Origin of the sequence: Enterococcus sp. DIV0703, from assembly GCF_051711065.1 — a bacterium.
Taxonomy (GTDB): domain Bacteria; phylum Bacillota; class Bacilli; order Lactobacillales; family Enterococcaceae; genus Enterococcus_B; species Enterococcus_B hirae.
In genome coordinates, this window is sequence record NZ_JBIOLX010000001.1 from 1,351,853 (window position 1) to 1,368,582 (window position 16,730).

The 16,730-nt window shown below is 40.5% G+C and carries 14 protein-coding genes, 1 pseudogene and 1 CRISPR repeat array; all 15 genes and pseudogenes read left to right on the plus strand.

Translation table 11 applies throughout. The annotated features are described in order from the left end of the window. The 15 genes and pseudogenes from lspA (at nucleotide 1) to IGK81_RS06200 (ending at nucleotide 16,186) form a co-directional block, all read left to right on the plus strand. On the plus strand, nucleotides 1-465 hold the full coding sequence (gene lspA / locus IGK81_RS06130; protein ID WP_010719219.1) for a signal peptidase II: 465 nt from the start codon (nucleotides 1-3) through the stop codon (nucleotides 463-465). Then, nucleotides 462-1,373 carry an RluA family pseudouridine synthase gene (locus IGK81_RS06135; RefSeq protein WP_034697864.1) on the plus strand — a complete coding sequence of 304 codons (912 nt, stop codon included), beginning with the start codon at nucleotides 462-464 and terminating at the stop codon, nucleotides 1,371-1,373. Before lspA ends, IGK81_RS06135 begins: the two co-directional genes overlap by 4 nt. 238 nt (nucleotides 1,374-1,611) lie before the next feature. Then, nucleotides 1,612-2,151 (plus strand): bifunctional pyr operon transcriptional regulator/uracil phosphoribosyltransferase PyrR, encoded by a 540-nt coding sequence (pyrR, locus tag IGK81_RS06140; RefSeq protein ID WP_010719217.1) that lies wholly within the window; start codon nucleotides 1,612-1,614, stop codon nucleotides 2,149-2,151. Nucleotides 2,152-2,164: 13 nt separating this feature from the next. Beyond that, nucleotides 2,165-3,448: a solute carrier family 23 protein gene (locus IGK81_RS06145; RefSeq protein ID WP_010719216.1), complete on the plus strand. Its 1,284-nt coding sequence runs from the start codon at nucleotides 2,165-2,167 to the stop codon at nucleotides 3,446-3,448. Nucleotides 3,449-3,460: 12 nt separating this feature from the next. Beyond that, entirely contained in the window at nucleotides 3,461-4,387 is a 927-nt protein-coding gene (locus tag IGK81_RS06150) for an aspartate carbamoyltransferase catalytic subunit (protein ID WP_412003833.1), read from the plus strand. An 18-nt stretch (nucleotides 4,388-4,405) separates the two neighbouring features. Then, nucleotides 4,406-5,686, plus strand: coding sequence for a dihydroorotase (locus tag IGK81_RS06155; RefSeq protein ID WP_034697867.1), 1,281 nt, complete (start codon nucleotides 4,406-4,408; stop codon nucleotides 5,684-5,686). Between the two features lie 5 nt (nucleotides 5,687-5,691). Beyond that, nucleotides 5,692-6,768 (plus strand): carbamoyl phosphate synthase small subunit, encoded by a 1,077-nt coding sequence (locus tag IGK81_RS06160; RefSeq protein WP_034697869.1) that lies wholly within the window; start codon nucleotides 5,692-5,694, stop codon nucleotides 6,766-6,768. Between the two features lie 2 nt (nucleotides 6,769-6,770). Next, nucleotides 6,771-9,956 carry a carbamoyl-phosphate synthase large subunit gene (carB, locus tag IGK81_RS06165; RefSeq protein WP_034697873.1) on the plus strand — a complete coding sequence of 1,062 codons (3,186 nt, stop codon included), beginning with the start codon at nucleotides 6,771-6,773 and terminating at the stop codon, nucleotides 9,954-9,956. Nucleotides 9,957-10,133: 177 nt separating this feature from the next. After that, nucleotides 10,134-10,910, plus strand: a complete 777-nt coding sequence (locus IGK81_RS06170) for a dihydroorotate dehydrogenase electron transfer subunit (RefSeq protein ID WP_034697876.1) — start codon at nucleotides 10,134-10,136, stop codon at nucleotides 10,908-10,910. Continuing rightward, entirely contained in the window at nucleotides 10,907-11,836 is a 930-nt protein-coding gene (locus IGK81_RS06175) for a dihydroorotate dehydrogenase (RefSeq protein WP_412003834.1), read from the plus strand. Before IGK81_RS06170 ends, IGK81_RS06175 begins: the two co-directional genes overlap by 4 nt. Further along, nucleotides 11,833-12,549 (plus strand): orotidine-5'-phosphate decarboxylase, encoded by a 717-nt coding sequence (gene pyrF, locus IGK81_RS06180; protein WP_034697882.1) that lies wholly within the window; start codon nucleotides 11,833-11,835, stop codon nucleotides 12,547-12,549. Before IGK81_RS06175 ends, pyrF begins: the two co-directional genes overlap by 4 nt. Continuing rightward, the gene (gene pyrE / locus IGK81_RS06185; protein ID WP_164445105.1) at nucleotides 12,531-13,181 is read left to right on the plus strand and encodes an orotate phosphoribosyltransferase; all 651 of its coding nucleotides are present in this window, start codon (nucleotides 12,531-12,533) and stop codon (nucleotides 13,179-13,181) included. Before pyrF ends, pyrE begins: the two co-directional genes overlap by 19 nt. A gap of 183 nt (nucleotides 13,182-13,364) precedes the next feature. Next, nucleotides 13,365-13,664: direct repeats of the CRISPR family, unit length 36 nt; unit sequence GTTTTAGAGCTATGTTGTTTTGAATGCTTCCAAAAC. Nucleotides 13,665-13,903: 239 nt separating this feature from the next. Further along, a pseudogene (locus tag IGK81_RS06190) lies at nucleotides 13,904-14,545 on the plus strand (YfbR-like 5'-deoxynucleotidase). 31 nt (nucleotides 14,546-14,576) lie between these two features. Next, nucleotides 14,577-15,281: a carbonic anhydrase family protein gene (locus tag IGK81_RS06195; protein WP_412003835.1), complete on the plus strand. Its 705-nt coding sequence runs from the start codon at nucleotides 14,577-14,579 to the stop codon at nucleotides 15,279-15,281. After that, entirely contained in the window at nucleotides 15,278-16,186 is a 909-nt protein-coding gene (locus IGK81_RS06200) for a LysR family transcriptional regulator (RefSeq protein WP_034697890.1), read from the plus strand. The genes IGK81_RS06195 and IGK81_RS06200 overlap by 4 nt, the downstream gene beginning before the upstream one ends. Nucleotides 16,187-16,730 lie beyond the last annotated feature (544 nt).

Genomic DNA, 16,730 nt, shown 5'->3' on the forward strand with positions numbered 1-16,730 from the left:
TTGTTAGCAATTTATTTTATGATCAGTGGATTATTAGTGGCTCTTGATCAGTGGGTCAAATGGTGGATCGTCAATGATTTATCTTTAGGCGAAACGAAGACATTGATTCCAGGCGTCTTATCGTTGAATCATATACGCAATACTGGGGCAGCTTGGAGTATGCTTGAAGGGAAGATGTGGTTTTTCGTCATAATCACAGTGGTTGCTGTCATTGTTGTCGTGACATTGATGGTCAAGAATCGCAAACAGGGCAATCGATGGTTGCTGACAGGGTTAAGTTTTATTTTAGCAGGAGCTATTGGGAATTTTATTGATCGTGTAAGATTGGGATATGTCGTCGATATGTTCCAAACAGATTTTATGAATTTTCCGATCTTCAATGTAGCTGATATGACACTTGTTTGTGGTGTGATTCTTATTTTGATATACATTATTTTAGATGAAAAGGAACAAGGGAAAAAATGACAGAATTAAACGCAACGATTCAAACAGAAACAGGACGGATCGATAAAGTACTCACAGGTTTATTCAACGATTATAGTCGTTCACAAATCCAGCTTTGGCTCAAAGATGGTGCCGTTTCGGTCAACGGACAAGTGGTGAAAGCAAATTATAAAGTGAAGAAAAATGATGAAATCGTGATCGCTGTGCCAGAACCAGAGACCCTTTCAATTGAAGCAGAAGACATTCCATTAGAAATCGTTTATGAAGACGAAGCGGTTGCCGTTGTCAACAAACCACAAGGCATGGTCGTCCATCCTTCAGCAGGTCATCCGAATGGTACGATGGTCAATGCTTTAATGTATCATGTAAAAGATCTTTCGTCGATCAATGGTGTGATCCGTCCAGGGATCGTCCATCGAATCGATAAAGATACTTCAGGTTTGTTGATGGTAGCGAAAAATGATTTAGCACATGAATCTTTGGCCAAGCAATTAAAAGATAAAACTTCTTTACGTAAATACGTAGCGTTAGTCCATGGAGTGATTCCTCATGAAAAAGGAACGATCAACGCACCAATCGGTCGATCAAAAGTGAACCGTAAAATGCAGGCAGTCAGAGAAGATGGCAAACCAGCCGTGACCCATTTTAATGTCTTGGAACGATTCAATGATTTTACGTTGGTGGAGTTGACGTTAGAAACAGGTAGGACCCATCAGATCCGTGTGCATATGAAATATATAGGCTATCCTTTAGCTGGAGACCCAGTTTACGGACCAAGTAAGACATTGAAAGGAAATGGGCAATTTCTTCATGCGAAGCTCTTAGGTTTTACCCATCCAATCACAGGTCAGAAAATGGTCTTTGAAGCACCGCTTCCAACAATCTTTGAAAAAACTTTAGAAAAACTAAGGAAAAGTGTTGCATTTTGATTTAGATAACGGTATAGTATTTAACAACGAAAGCATAAAAACTTCATATCAGTTCCTTTAAGTTTAGTCCCGTGAGGCTAAGAAGGGTGTGGGTAAGAGAGCTATGGTGCGCCATAACATCGATTACTCAATGACGTAGTATAACTATCAGTGTATCTAAATATACACTCAGTCTAGACATTCCTCCTGTCCTCTTAGGGCAGGAGTTTTTTTGTGTATAAAAAAGGAGGAAACAAACATGCAAGCAAAAGAAGTTGTGGATCAAGTAACCATGAAGCGGGCATTGACACGTATCACTTATGAAATCATTGAAAGAAACCAGACGATTCAAGATGTTGTTTTAATTGGGATAAAAACAAGAGGCATTTACATCGCATCAAGAGTTGCCGATCGTTTGAAGCAACTAGAAGGCATCGAAGTTCCGGTCGGAGAGCTGGATATCACATTGTATCGTGATGATAAAAAAGAAACACCAGCTGAAGCAGAACTTCATTCTTCAGATATTCCCGTTTCACTAGAAGGAAAAGAAGTGATTTTGATCGATGACGTCCTTTACACTGGACGAACGATTCGAGCAGCGATGGACGCAGTAATGGACTATGGTCGTCCTAGAAAAATTTCTCTGGCTGTCTTAGTAGACAGGGGACATCGGGAGTTACCGATTCGAGCAGACTATGTTGGGAAAAACATTCCCACAGCTAAAACAGAAGAAATCTTAGTCGAAATGCAAGAACTTGACGGCAAAGATCGAATCATGATTTTGAAAGAGGAAGAATAGAGGAGTAATTGATATGTCAGAACAGAAAAAATTCCATAATCACGATGCGGTTTTAGATATCCACGATCGCCCAAAAACAGGACATTGGATCGGCTTAAGTTTACAACATCTCTTTACGATGTTTGGTGCTACTGTACTTGTGCCGATTTTAGTGGGGATCGATCCAGGGATTGCCTTAGTCAGCTCAGGATTAGGAACATTAGTTTATCTTTTTACTACTAAAGGAAAGATTCCAGCCTACTTGGGTAGTAGCTTTGCCTTTATCGCAGCTATGCAAATGCTGATGAAGACTGACGGTTACCCAGCGATCGCCCAAGGAGCCGTAACGACTGGTCTGGTTTACTTGATCGTCGCATGGATCATCAAAAAGATCGGTTCAGCTTGGTTGGACAAAATTTTACCACCGATTGTCGTTGGTCCCGTGATCATGGTAATCGGCTTAGGGTTAGCAGCGAATGCTGCAACGAACGCAATGTATAACCAAGGCAACTATGATTTTAAATATATAGCCGTGGCATTGATTACTTTAGCATTGACGATTTTCTTCAACATGTGGCTAAAAGGATTTTTAGGACTTATTCCAATTTTGTTAGGGATCATTTGCGGCTACCTCGTTGCTTTACTCTTCGGAATCGTCGATACAAAGCCGATCGCTGATGCTGCTTGGTTCGCTTTACCAAACTTCGAGATTCCATTTGTTCAATATGAACCGAAGCTTTACTTAGGGGCAATTACGACGATGGCACCTATCGCTTTCGTTACGATGACGGAACACATTGGACACTTGATGGTCTTGAATAAATTAACAAAACGTAATTTCTTTGAAGAGCCAGGTTTACACAAAACATTGATGGGAGATGGCTTAGCGCAGATCGTCGCAGCTTTCGTCGGTGGTCCTCCAGTTACAAGTTATGGGGAAAATATCGGTGTGTTAGCAATCACTCGTGTACACAGCGTATTCGTCATCGGTGGTGCAGCAGTTTTCGCTGTGATTTTAGGATTTGTGGGCAAATTAAGCGCTTTGATCTTAAGTATCCCCGGACCCGTAATTTCCGGAATCAGCTTTATCTTGTTCGGAGTGATCGCAGCGAGTGGAATGAAGATTTTGATCGAAAATAAAATCGATTTTGATAAAAAGAAAAATCTGTTGATTGCTTCAGTGATCTTAGTGGTCGGAATCGGCGGCTTGGTTTTTGAAGTAGGCACCTTCACGTTATCAGCAATGGCTTTAGCAACTGTACTTGGTATCATTCTGAATCTTATCTTACCCGAAACTTCACGTAGCGAAGAAAAATAAGGAGGAACTATCATGATCATCAAATCAGAACGCATTAGTTTAAAACATTTATTGACAGTGGAAGCTTTAACGGATCAAGAAGTCATGGGCTTGATCCGACGAGGTCAAGAGTTTAAACAAGGAGCAAACTGGACACCACAAAAACCGCAATACTTTGCGACGAATCTGTTTTTTGAAAATAGTACTCGTACACATAAGAGCTTTGATGTAGCCGAAAAGAAACTAGGCTTAGAAGTGATTGAATTTGAAGCGAGTACGAGTTCTGTACAAAAAGGGGAAACCCTTTATGATACGGTCTTGACGATGTCTGCGCTCGGTGTGGATGTTGCAGTAATCCGCCATGGAGATGAAAATTACTATGATGAATTGATCCAAAGTAAAACGATCCAATGCTCGATTATCAATGGTGGTGACGGAAGTGGCCAACATCCAACACAATGCTTACTTGATTTGATGACGATCTACGAAGAATTTGGTTACTTTGAGGGATTGAAAGTAGCGATCGTCGGGGATATCACACACTCACGAGTAGCAAAATCAAACATGCAAATGCTGAAACGATTAGGAGCACAAGTCTTCTTTTCAGGTCCACGCGAATGGTACGATGAAGAATTTGAAGTCTATGGGCATTACCTGCCATTAGATGAATTATTAGAACAAGTGGATGTCATGATGATGCTTCGCGTACAACATGAACGGCATGATGGGAAAGAAAGTTTTTCAAAAGAAGCCTATCACCAAGAGTATGGATTAACAGTCGAACGTGCGAAGAAATTACAAAAGCATGTGATCATCATGCACCCAGCGCCAGTCAATCGTGATGTCGAATTAGCTGATTCCCTTGTGGAAGGACTACAATCACGAATCGTACAGCAAATGAGCAATGGCGTCTTTGTTAGAATGGCGATCTTAGAAGCAGTACTAAACGGAAAAGCGTAAAGCTAGGAGGAAGAAAAGATGAAAACACTCATTAAAAACGGTCAAATCAATACACGAAAGAATGAAACAACACCTGCAGAAATTTGGATCGAAAACGGAAAAATCAAAGCAATCGGCGAAGGATTTTCCGAGGCTGAATTTGATGAAGTGTTTGATGCCAAAGGACAACTGATCACACCTGGTTTAGTGGACGTCCATGTCCATTTAAGAGAGCCAGGATTTACATACAAGGAGACGATTGCAGCTGGTACTAAAGCAGCAGCAAGAGGCGGCTTTACAACTGTTTGTGCCATGCCTAATCTGAACCCTGTACCTGATACCCCGGAAAAATTAGAACAGGTCTATGACTTGATCAAACGAGATGCAGTGGTCAAAGTCTTGCAATATGCACCGATCACTGAAAATCTTCGAAGTGAAGTCTTAGTGGATCAAGAAGCGATGATTAAAGCAGGCGCATTTGCATTTACGAATGATGGCGTGGGTGTTCAGACTGCAGGAACGATGTATCAAGCCATGAAAGAAGCAGCAAAAAATAACAAAGCACTGGTAGCACATACGGAAGATGAATCGTTACTATTCGGTGGTGTGATGCATGCTGGTGATAAAGCAAAAGAACTAGGTTTGCCAGGTATTTTAAGTGTAACTGAATCCTCACAAATCGCACGGGATCTCCTTTTAGCTGAAGCAACAGGTGTGCACTATCACGTCTGTCACGTTTCTACCAAGGAAAGCGTGCGGGTCATTCGTGATGCCAAAAAAGCGGGTATCCACGTTACAGCAGAGGTTTCTCCCCATCATTTGATCTTGATTGATGAAGATATCCCCGAAGACTTCGGCTTTTGGAAAATGAACCCACCATTAAGAGGAAAGGAAGATCGAGAAGCGTTAATCGAAGGACTTCTTGATGGAACGATTGATTGTATTGCGACTGACCACGCGCCACACGGATTAGAAGAAAAAAGCAAAAGTTTCTTAGAATCACCATTTGGGATCGTAGGAAGTGAGACAGCTTTCCAACTGATTTATACGCACTTTGTTGAAACCAATCGTTTCACACTCGAACAAGTGATCAACTGGATGGCTACCAAGCCAGCGGAAATCTTCCAGTTAGAGGCTGGGACATTGACAGTTGGGGCACCAGCTGACGTAGCTATTTTCGATATTGAACACTCAAGTACAATCGATAAGAAAGATTTCTTATCAAAAGGCGAAAACACACCTTTTGTTGGATGGAACGTCAAGGGCGAAACATTAGGAACATTCGTTGATGGAAAATTGGCGTGGCACAAAGGGGAGTGAAGCAAATGGAACGATTATTGATTTTAGAAGATGGGACAGTTTTTAAAGGAAAAGCATTTGGAGCGAATAATAATGTGTTTGGCGAGATCGTGTTTACTACCAGCATGACAGGCTATCAAGAAACGATCACAGACCAAAGTTTCAATGGGCAAATCATTACCTTTACGTATCCGATGGTGGGAAATTACGGTGTCAACCGTGATGATTATGAATCTATCGCACCAACTTGCAAGGGCGTAGTCGTCAAAGAACATGCGAGAGTGGCTTCTAATTGGCGGAGTCAAATGACATTGGACGAGTTTTTGAAACGAAAAGGTATCCCTGGAATTTCAGGGGTTGATACTCGGGCATTGACACGAAAAATTCGTCAAGTTGGAACGATGAAAGCGAGTATCGTGGATGCTGGTGATTCCTTTGAACATGCTTTTGATCAATTGAAAGCGACCGTTTTAGCTACAAACCAAGTGCAACAAGTCTCAACAAGTAAACCATATCCAAGTCCTGGGACTGGAAAAAATGTGGCTGTCATTGATTTTGGTTTGAAACATAGTATTTTGCGTGAACTAAGTAAAAGAAACTGCAATTTAACCGTATTACCCTATAATACGGATGCAAAAACAATTCTCTCCTTAGCACCGGATGGCGTCATGCTGACGAATGGACCAGGAGATCCAAAAGACGTACCAGAAGCTATTGAAATGATTCGAGAAATCCAAGGGAAAATACCAATTTTCGGGATCTGTTTAGGGCATCAATTGTTTGCCTTAGCTAATGGTGCGGATACCTATAAAATGAAATTTGGTCATCGTGGCTTGAATCATCCTGTCCGAGAAATTGCGACTGGAAGGATCGATTTTACTTCTCAAAATCACGGCTATGCTGTGGATGAAAAAACAGTTGATCCAGATCAGTTGCTGATCACCCATGTAGAAGTAAATGATGGGACTGTGGAAGGAATTAGACATCGCCATTATCCAGCGTTTAGCGTCCAATTCCATCCTGATGCAGCTCCCGGTCCACATGATGCGCTTCATTTATTTGATGAATTTATGGAAATGATGGATGCAGGAGAGGAGAAATAAACATGCCAAAACGTACAGATATCAAAAAAATTATGGTGATTGGATCAGGTCCGATCATCATTGGTCAAGCGGCGGAATTTGACTATGCCGGAACCCAAGCTTGCCTTGCTTTGAAAGAAGAAGGATATGAGGTCGTTTTAGTAAATTCCAATCCCGCAACGATCATGACTGATCAAGAAATTGCCGATCAAGTGTATATCGAACCGATCACACTAGAATTTGTTTCAAGGATCTTGCGAAAAGAACGTCCTGATGCTTTGTTACCGACTTTAGGCGGACAAACGGGCTTGAACATGGCAATGGAACTAGCAGAATCTGGTATTTTAGATGAACTAGGCATTGAGCTGTTAGGGACAAAATTATCTGCTATCGATCAAGCAGAGGATCGTGATTTATTTAAAAAGTTGATGGAAGAACTGAATCAACCAATCCCCGAATCTGAAATCGTCACAACTGTTGAAGAAGCAGTCGAATTTGCTAATAAAATTGGCTATCCAATCATCGTTCGTCCCGCTTTCACATTAGGTGGAACGGGTGGTGGAATGTGTAAAAATGAAGAAGAACTTCGAGTGATCGCAGAAAATGGTCTGAGCCTTTCTCCAGTGACCCAATGTTTGATCGAACGCAGTATTGCAGGATTCAAAGAAATTGAATACGAAGTTATGCGTGACTCGGCTGATAATGCCATTGTTGTTTGTAACATGGAAAATTTTGACCCAGTGGGTATCCACACAGGCGATTCGATCGTCTTCGCTCCAAGTCAGACCCTTTCAGATCATGAATACCAGCTGTTGCGTGATGCATCATTAGCGATTATTCGTGCATTGAAAATCGAAGGCGGCTGCAATGTCCAACTTGCACTTGATCCACATAGCTTCAATTATTATGTGATCGAAGTTAACCCACGTGTTTCACGCTCTTCTGCTTTAGCAAGTAAAGCAACTGGTTACCCGATTGCAAAATTGGCGGCTAAGATCGCTTTAGGTTTAACACTTGATGAAATGAAGAATCCGGTAACTGGAACAACTTATGCAGAATTTGAACCAGCTTTGGACTACGTCGTTGCTAAGATTCCTCGTTGGCCATTCGATAAATTTGAGAATGGGGAACGAGTTTTAGGAACTCAAATGAAAGCAACTGGCGAAGTAATGGCGATTGGTCGTAATATTGAAGAATCCCTATTAAAAGCTGTCCGCTCTTTAGAGATCGGGACACACCATTTGGAACTACCAGAACTAAACATGATCGATGATAGTGAATTGATCGAAAAAGTCGTCCGTGCCCAAGATGATCGCTTATTCTATGTCGCAGAGGCGATTCGCCGTGGCTATCCAATTGAAGAATTGGCGGAGTTGACAAAGATCGATTTGTTCTTTTTAGACAAGTTGCTCCATATCGTTGAACTAGAAACTGAACTGTTGGAACACCCGCAGGATGAAAACGTCTTACGTACTGTGAAACAAAACGGGTTTACAGATCAAAAGATTGCTGAACTGTGGAAAACTGAAGCAAAGCAGATCAGAGAGCTCCGTGAAAAAACCGATATCAAACCTGTATACAAAATGGTTGATACGTGTGCGGCGGAATTTGCTTCACAGACGCCTTATTTTTACAGCTCATACGAAGTTGAAAATGAAAGCAAACGATCCGAAAAAGATTCTGTTCTTGTCTTAGGCTCTGGACCCATTCGGATCGGTCAAGGGGTCGAGTTTGATTATGCGACAGTCCATTCAGTTAAAGCGATCCAACAAGCAGGTTATGAAGCCATTATCATGAATAGCAATCCCGAGACAGTTTCAACCGATTTCTCGATCTCTGATAAACTGTACTTTGAACCACTGACTTTTGAAGATGTGATGAATGTCATTGAACTTGAACAACCGATTGGGGTAATCGTCCAGTTTGGTGGTCAGACAGCTATCAATTTAGCGGAGCCGTTAGTTCAAGCGGGCGTCAAAATTTTAGGTACTACAATTGAAGATCTAGATCGAGCTGAAAACCGTGATTTATTTGAACAAGCCTTAAGAAGCCTGGAAGTACCTCAACCACTAGGCGATACTGCAACTAGTAAAGAAGAAGCAGTAGGAATCGCTTCAAAAATCGGTTATCCGGTTCTTGTCAGACCAAGTTATGTCTTGGGCGGTCGAGCAATGGAAATCGTTGAAAATCAACAAGATTTGGAAGATTATATGGAACATGCAGTGAAAGCTTCCCCAGAACATCCTGTTTTGATTGACCGTTATTTGCTTGGAAGTGAATGTGAAGTAGATGCCATTTGTGATGGGGAAACAGTTCTAATCCCTGGAATCATGGAACACATTGAACGTGCAGGGGTCCATTCGGGGGATTCCATGGCTGTTTATCCGCCACAAGCACTCTCAGCAGAGATCAAACAAACCATTGAAGACTATACGATTCGCTTAGCTCGTGGTTTAAACTGTATCGGTATGATGAATATCCAATTCGTGATCCACGACAATCAAGTTTACGTGATTGAAGTCAATCCTCGTGCAAGTCGAACGGTTCCGTTTTTAAGTAAAGTTACAGGAATACCGATGGCTCAAATCGCCACAAAAGCGATCTTAGGTGAAAAGTTAAGTGACTTAGGCTTTACGAATGGCTTATATCCAGAATCCAACGCTGTTCATGTGAAAGCTCCTGTGTTCTCGTTTACTAAATTGCAACAAGTGGATACCTACTTAGGTCCTGAAATGAAATCTACTGGAGAAGTCATGGGCTCTGATCAAAACTTAGATAAAGCATTATACAAAGCGTTTGAAGCATCAGGTCTACGCCTGCCAGATTATGGTGCCGTCTTGTTCACGATCGCTGATGAAACTAAAGAAGAAGCGTTAGCGCTAGCTAAACGTTTTTCAGAAATTGGTTACAGCCTATTAGCTACCAAGCATACGGCAGCTTATTTTGAAAAAAATGGGCTGATCGTCACGCCTGTTGCTAAAATCTCTGAAAAAGCAACGGAAAAAAATGTTGTTGAGTTGATTCGAGAAGGAAAAGCACAGGTCGTTGTTAATACCATCGATAAAGATCGAGGAAATGCCTCGAAAGACGGATTTATCATTCGCCGAGAAGCAGTTGAACATGGTATTCCTTTATTTACTTCATTAGATACAGCGGATGCGATCATTCGGGTAATGGAGTCTCGAGCTTTTTCGACACAAGCGATTTGATCAGCATGTTCTAAAGTGACAGTTCCTATAACGATTAAGTAATAGTTAAAATAGCTTGTAGGCACCTAAACAGAGATAAAAGTGATCATTTTCGTTCGCCTTGTTACTGACATCGGTTGAAAGGATCACTTTTGTCGAGATGTTTGGCAATGAAAAATCCCAAAGAGGAGAGCAGATATGAAGCAAGAAGTCATGACAATCATTCAACAAACACAACTAGCACCACGTATTTATGAATTGACTTTAAAAGGAGAATTGGTCAAAGAAATGTTAATACCTGGGCAGTTTTTGCATATTCGAGTACCTAGAGCAGATTTGCTTTTACGCCGCCCCATCAGTATCCATTCGATTGATCAACAAAACTACACTTGCCAGATCATCTATCGAATCGAAGGTGAAGGAACGAAAGAATTTTCTACGTTGAAGGCTGGCGATTCTTTAGACGTTTTAGGGCCATTAGGCAATGGTTTTGACCTAACTGGATTGTCCGCAGGAGAGGAAGTGTTCATCGTAGGGGGAGGTATTGGTATTCCGCCTTTATATGAATTAGCCAAACAACTGACTACACGTGGCATAAAAGTGAATAATTTTTTAGGATTTGCATCAAAAGAAGTCATGTACCATGAAACAAAGTTTCATGAATTAGGTGAAACCAGAGTAGCGACGGATGATGGTACTTATGGGATCCATGGAAACGTCGGGAATCTGCTAATGAGTACTCATAAGCAACCAAAAGCTGTCTTTGCTTGTGGTGCAAATGGTCTCTTAAAAACAGTCGAACAACTTTTTGTGGATCATCCAAATGTCCAATTGTCCTTAGAATCACGAATGGCTTGCGGTATCGGTGCTTGTTATGCGTGCGTTTGTCATCGACCGGATGATGAAACTGGAACAAAAAGTGTCAAGGTTTGTGACGAGGGGCCAATTTTTAAAGTAGGAGAGGTTGTCTTATGAGTAATCTCTTAGCAGTTAAGCTCCCGGGTTTGGAATTGAAAAATCCGATCATGCCAGCCAGTGGATGCTTTGGATTTGGAAAAGAATATGGGAAATATTACGATTTGAATCAATTGGGGTCGATTATGGTCAAGGCGACAACGCCGCATGCAAGGTTTGGTAATCCCACCCCACGTGTGGCGGAAACACCCTCCGGTATGTTGAATGCAATCGGATTGCAAAATCCCGGTCTGGAAGTTGTCATGAATGAACTGTTACCAGAATTAGCTGTCTATCCAGATTTACCTATCATTGCGAATGTCGCTGGTGCCTGTGAAGAAGACTATGTCGAGGTTTGTCGTAAAATTGGAGAAGCGCCGAATGTCAAAGCGATCGAGTTGAATATTTCTTGCCCGAATGTCAAACATGGCGGCATTGCCTTTGGGACAGACCCAGACGTTGCCTTTCAATTGACACAAGCTGTCAAAAAGGTTGCAAGTGTACCAGTTTATGTGAAACTTTCCCCTAATGTGACGGATATTGTACCTATCGCACAAGCAATCGAAAGCGGTGGGGCAGATGGCTTTACGATGATCAATACACTACTTGGTATGCGGATTGATCTGAAAACACGTCAACCTATTTTAGCCAACCAGACAGGTGGTCTTTCTGGTCCTGCGATCAAACCAGTGGCGATTCGTTTGATCCATCAAGTCGCCGCTGTTTCCGAGTTGCCGATCATTGGTATGGGTGGTGTCCAAACCGTTGACGATGTCTTAGAGATGTTCATGGCAGGAGCCAGTGCCGTGGCAGTAGGAACAGCTAATTTTACGGATCCGTACATTTGTCCGAAACTGATTGAAGAACTACCTGTACGAATGGCAGAATTAGGGATCGAATCCCTTCAACAACTAATCAAAGAAGTAAGAGAGGAACGAATGAAATGAACCAACGACCAATTATTGCTTTAGACTTTTCGACGTGGCAAGAAGTGGAACAATTTATGCAACTATTCCCTGAAGAGGAAAAATTATTTGTAAAAATCGGAATGGAATTATTTTATCAGGAAGGACCGATTATTGTTCGTTGGTTGAAAGATGCTGGACATGAAGTATTTTTAGACTTGAAACTTCATGATATCCCTAACACGGTGGAAAAAGCCATGCGTGGGTTAGCAAAACTAGGCGTGGATATCACTTGTGTCCATGCAGCTGGCGGAATCAAAATGATGCAAGCGGCACTACGTGGGCTAGAAGAAGGAAAACCTGCTGGCAAAAAACGCCCATTGTTATTAGCAATCACTCAGCTTACTTCAACGAGTGAAGCGGATATGCATCATGATCAATTGATCCAAGTTCCCTTAGAAGAAAGTGTGATCCATTATGCGAAATGTGCCGAAGCTGCCGGACTAGATGGCGTTGTTTCTTCTGCCTTAGAAGTAAGTGGCATCAAAGCAGCTACCCGCCAAGATTTCATTTGCCTTTCTCCGGGTATCAGACCAGAAGGAAGCGTCGCAGGTGATCAAACGAGGATCGTCACGCCTGCCCAAGCTCGAGGAATTGGTTCAACGTTTATCGTGGTTGGACGACCAATCACTCAAGCGAAAGATCCCTACCAAGCCTATCAAACAATCAAAGAAGAATGGAGTCGATCAATTTGAATACGATTGAAAAGAACATTGCCAAAGATTTGTTAGCTATTGAAGCGGTTTTCTTAAGCCCAAATGAACCATTCACGTGGGCAAGTGGACTAAAAAGCCCGATTTATTGTGACAACCGCATCACGATGAGCTATCCAAAAGTCAGAAAAGCAATTGCTCAAGGGTTAGCAGAAAAAATCAAGCAAGCATTCCCTGACGTGGAAGTCATTGCTGGTACAGCAACAGCAGGAATCCCTCACGCTGCATGGGTGGCAGAAATCTTGGACTTGCCAATGGTTTATATTCGTAGTAAAGCGAAAGATCACGGTAAAGGCAATCAAATCGAAGGACGGATTTTTGAAGGTCAAAAAATGGTTGTGATCGAAGATTTGATCTCGACAGGCCAAAGCGTTTTAGAAGCAACGGAAGCAGCCAAAAGAGAAGGCGCTAATGTATTAGGCGTAGCGGCGATCTTTACCTATGAACTACCAGCAGGTGAAGAAAATTTTGCCAAAGCAGAGTTACCACTATTTACTCTCACGAATTATTCTGTCTTAATCGAAACAGCGTTAGCCGAAAAATATATTGATGAAGCGGAATTAGCCTTGTTAAAAGAATGGAAAAAGAATCCAGCGGACTGGTTAAAACAGTAACGAAGAAAACGAAGATGGAACAAAAACAAAAGACTCAAAAAAGGGCTTTCGTTGAACAAAATCCATGGTATACTAGGATCAAACAAAACAACTGAATGAAACAAAGGAAGCATCCAAGACGAAAGTTTTGCTATGGACGAGTAGCGCGATTACGGAATTTCGTAAGAAAAAAATTTCTGCGAGGTTTTAGAGCTATGTTGTTTTGAATGCTTCCAAAACACCAGTCGTGGGAGGTGTGTCGGGAGTAGAGTTTTAGAGCTATGTTGTTTTGAATGCTTCCAAAACTTACTTCGGATTGCTTGCAAAAGGGAATTTGTTTTAGAGCTATGTTGTTTTGAATGCTTCCAAAACTATTGATGAAAACGGAATCTTTAAATTTAAGTTTTAGAGCTATGTTGTTTTGAATGCTTCCAAAACTTGAGTTATACTGTTTTAAATTGTGAAAGAGTTTTAGAGCTATGTTGTTTTGAATGTTTCTGAACTAATAGTTGCTGTGCTTCGCTTGTCGTTTTTAAGGCGAGGAGCTTACACAGAGTTGGTTTTGAATCTTATGATTATTTTGATGGAAACTAGAGTTGTTTTTCTGGTTTCTATTTTTTTATAGTAAAATTGCGTGATTCTCAGTAAAAAGATTAATTTTTCGTTGATTTACAAACGGGATGTTTGCGAAAGATAGTTATTTAATGATAAAATCATCGGAAAAGTAAAGGGGAGGCTATTTTATGGGATTGAATGAATTTATTTTAGGTTTGAATAATTTGGAAAAAATTACACGAGCGCCAGGGTTCTTTAAATTTACTGAACATACGGTAGCCGCTCATTCTTATCGAGTGGCTTCGATTGCTCAAGTCTTAGGTGACATTGAAGAGGTTCATGGTCAAGCAATCGATTGGAAATTACTTTATGAAAAAGCGTTAAATCACGATTACACAGAACGTTTTATCGGGGATATCAAAACACCGGTCAAGTATGCAAATAAAGAGTTACGGGGAATGTTACAAACAGTTGAAGAAAAGATGACGGATGAGTTCATCAACCAAGAGATTCCGGAAGAGTTTCAAGAAGTATACCGCCGGTGATTGTTTGAAGGAAAAGATGACACAGTGGAAGGTGAGTTATTAGCAATCTCTGATAAAGTCGATCTATTGTACGAATCATTTGAAGAGATCATCAAGAACAATCCAGAAAAAGTATATAAAGAGATGTTTATTGAAGCGGTAACTACGATCAAAGGGTTTGAGCATCGTCCTTCTGTCAAGTATTTCTTCAACGAGATTTTCCCTGAATTACTGAATCAAGAATTTTATGGGAAAGAAGACTTTTTAGCGACTGTTTCCACGATCGTTAAAAATAGTCAACAATAGAAAATTTTGCAAAGATGCAGGAGGAATAAAAGTGAAAAAGAATATGGATGTTGAATGGGGATATACGGGAGAAAGAGGACCAGAACATTGGGCTGAATTATGCGACTGGTTTGCTAAAGGTGCGGCGTTTGAATTGCAGTCGCCCATTCCATTGACCACTTGTGAACCAGCGAAGGATCAATCAGATACCATTGCTTTTCATTATCAGAAGCAACGGTTTACAGATAAAGAATTTAAAAATACGATCCACTTGGTTCCTTATGATCAGCTTAGTTATGTCGAATTTAAAGGTCAGAAATATTATCTCACAGATATCCATTTTCATATGCCTTCTGAACATCTGATCAATGGGAATCAAGAAGATATCGAGTTCCACTTTGTTCATATGAATGCCAAAAAAGAAAATTTAGTTGTTGGTGTGATGTTTCAGCTAACGACGGATGAAGGTTGGTTGTACGATCGAGGCAATGGCGATAGTTGGGATGTAGAAAAACATGAACATTGGACCAATCCATTGGTTCTTTTTCCTGAACAAAAAAGCCATTACCATTATGTCGGCTCTTTAACTACGCCACCAACGAGTGGACCAATCCAATGGTTTGTCATGGATCAAGTGCAAAAACTAAATAAAGATTTCTTGATTCCTTTTAAAGGACAGTATGCACAACCAAACAACCGTCCGCTCCAACCGTTGAAAAATCGTCCAATCAGTTATTTTGTGAGGGATCATCAGTGAACTTCCAACAATTAAAATATGTGATTGCTGTGGCGAACAATGGGAGTTTCAGAGAAGCAGCTAAAAAACTCTATGTCGCACAACCAAGTCTTTCCGCAGGAATCAAAGAATTAGAAACCGAGTTAGGGATCACGCTGTTCACTCGAACGAATCGAGGGGCGTATCTAACCGAGGAAGGACAAGAGTTTTTAAAAAGAGCGGAACGGATTCTCTTACAGTTAGAGTCTTTAGAAAATTATTATTTGACGAATGAGAAGCGTGATAGCTTTTCGATTGCTTCGCAACATTATGATTTCTTAGGTCCTTTAACAGCAAAGTTGATCTCTTCTTTCAAAAGTGAGATCAAACAGTTTCGAATCATTGAAACAACGACTGCTAATGTGATTGAAGAAGTCAAGGATCAGCATAGTGAGATTGGGATTCTTTATATGAATGAACATAATCAAGCAGGGATCAAGCGCTACTTAGAGCAAGGGGAGCTAGTTGCCCATTCATTAGGAGAATTTCAAACGCACATTTTTTTACGTCAAGGACATCCGCTTAGTGAAAAGAAAGAAATCTTTAAAGAAGAATTACTTCCTTATCCGCAAGTGAGATTTACACAAGATGGCAATAATTTTCCTTATTTTTATGAAGACTTGATTGAAAGTCCTGATCAAGAAACGGTGATCTATACGAGTGATCGGGGAACATTGATGAATATCGTGTTAGAAACAGATGCTTATGCTTCAGGTTCTGGGCTGGTCATTGGTGAGATCAAAGAGTATTTACGTTTGATTCCATTGGCAAATAGTCCCCAAAATGAATTGTATGTGATTTATTCTGCTAAGCGCCAATTAAGCGAAATTGCACAAAAATTCATGGAAAGTCTAACCGTTTTACTAAGTCAGATCAAAACAAATTGAAAAAGCTCTTTGTCAATAAGGGCTGATGAGTGGTGTAAAATCAAATCTGGGTCAGAATGAACCTCATTCTGTCTCAGATATTTTTTGTGTTTTGAAAGACAATGAGACAAAATAAATACCAAGTAATATTTTTTTCTTCACATTCTTTAAGTCTCCTTAAAAGGTGTTAGATAGCACTTTCAGAAAAAAACGCTTTCTTATTCTGATATATTATATACTTTAAGTTATGTAAAAAAATTTCATAAAATATGTGTTTTACGTCATAATCGCTAATATTTACTCCTCCGTAATTGTTTAACTAAACCAATTTTTCATGGTATCTTTTTAGATATCAATCACTAAATTATCTCTCGCTACTCCTTATAGTAATTTATCTAGTTGATTGATTTGTAAAATACGATCAACCTGTACAAATGAACAATGAATAAATTTATAAATTACCTTTATAATATATAATAACAATTGTAAATTATTTGTATGCAAAAAATTTCGAATTTTTATATCAAAACCTTAATCTATATCCTAAAATGAATTGAATTTCGTT

Excerpts from the sequence above, each read along its gene's own strand:
- IGK81_RS06135 (WP_034697864.1), top strand. The coding sequence starts at position 462 with ATGACAGAATTAAACGCAACGATTCAAACAGAAACAGGACGGATCGAT.
- pyrR (WP_010719217.1), top strand. The coding sequence starts at position 1,612 with ATGCAAGCAAAAGAAGTTGTGGATCAAGTAACCATGAAGCGGGCATTG.
- IGK81_RS06145 (WP_010719216.1), top strand. The coding sequence starts at position 2,165 with ATGTCAGAACAGAAAAAATTCCATAATCACGATGCGGTTTTAGATATC.
- IGK81_RS06150 (WP_412003833.1), top strand. The coding sequence starts at position 3,461 with ATGATCATCAAATCAGAACGCATTAGTTTAAAACATTTATTGACAGTG.
- IGK81_RS06155 (WP_034697867.1), top strand. The coding sequence starts at position 4,406 with ATGAAAACACTCATTAAAAACGGTCAAATCAATACACGAAAGAATGAA.
- IGK81_RS06160 (WP_034697869.1), top strand. The coding sequence starts at position 5,692 with ATGGAACGATTATTGATTTTAGAAGATGGGACAGTTTTTAAAGGAAAA.
- carB (WP_034697873.1), top strand. The coding sequence starts at position 6,771 with ATGCCAAAACGTACAGATATCAAAAAAATTATGGTGATTGGATCAGGT.
- IGK81_RS06170 (WP_034697876.1), top strand. The coding sequence starts at position 10,134 with ATGAAGCAAGAAGTCATGACAATCATTCAACAAACACAACTAGCACCA.
- IGK81_RS06175 (WP_412003834.1), top strand. The coding sequence starts at position 10,907 with ATGAGTAATCTCTTAGCAGTTAAGCTCCCGGGTTTGGAATTGAAAAAT.
- pyrF (WP_034697882.1), top strand. The coding sequence starts at position 11,833 with ATGAACCAACGACCAATTATTGCTTTAGACTTTTCGACGTGGCAAGAA.
- pyrE (WP_164445105.1), top strand. The coding sequence starts at position 12,531 with ATGGAGTCGATCAATTTGAATACGATTGAAAAGAACATTGCCAAAGAT.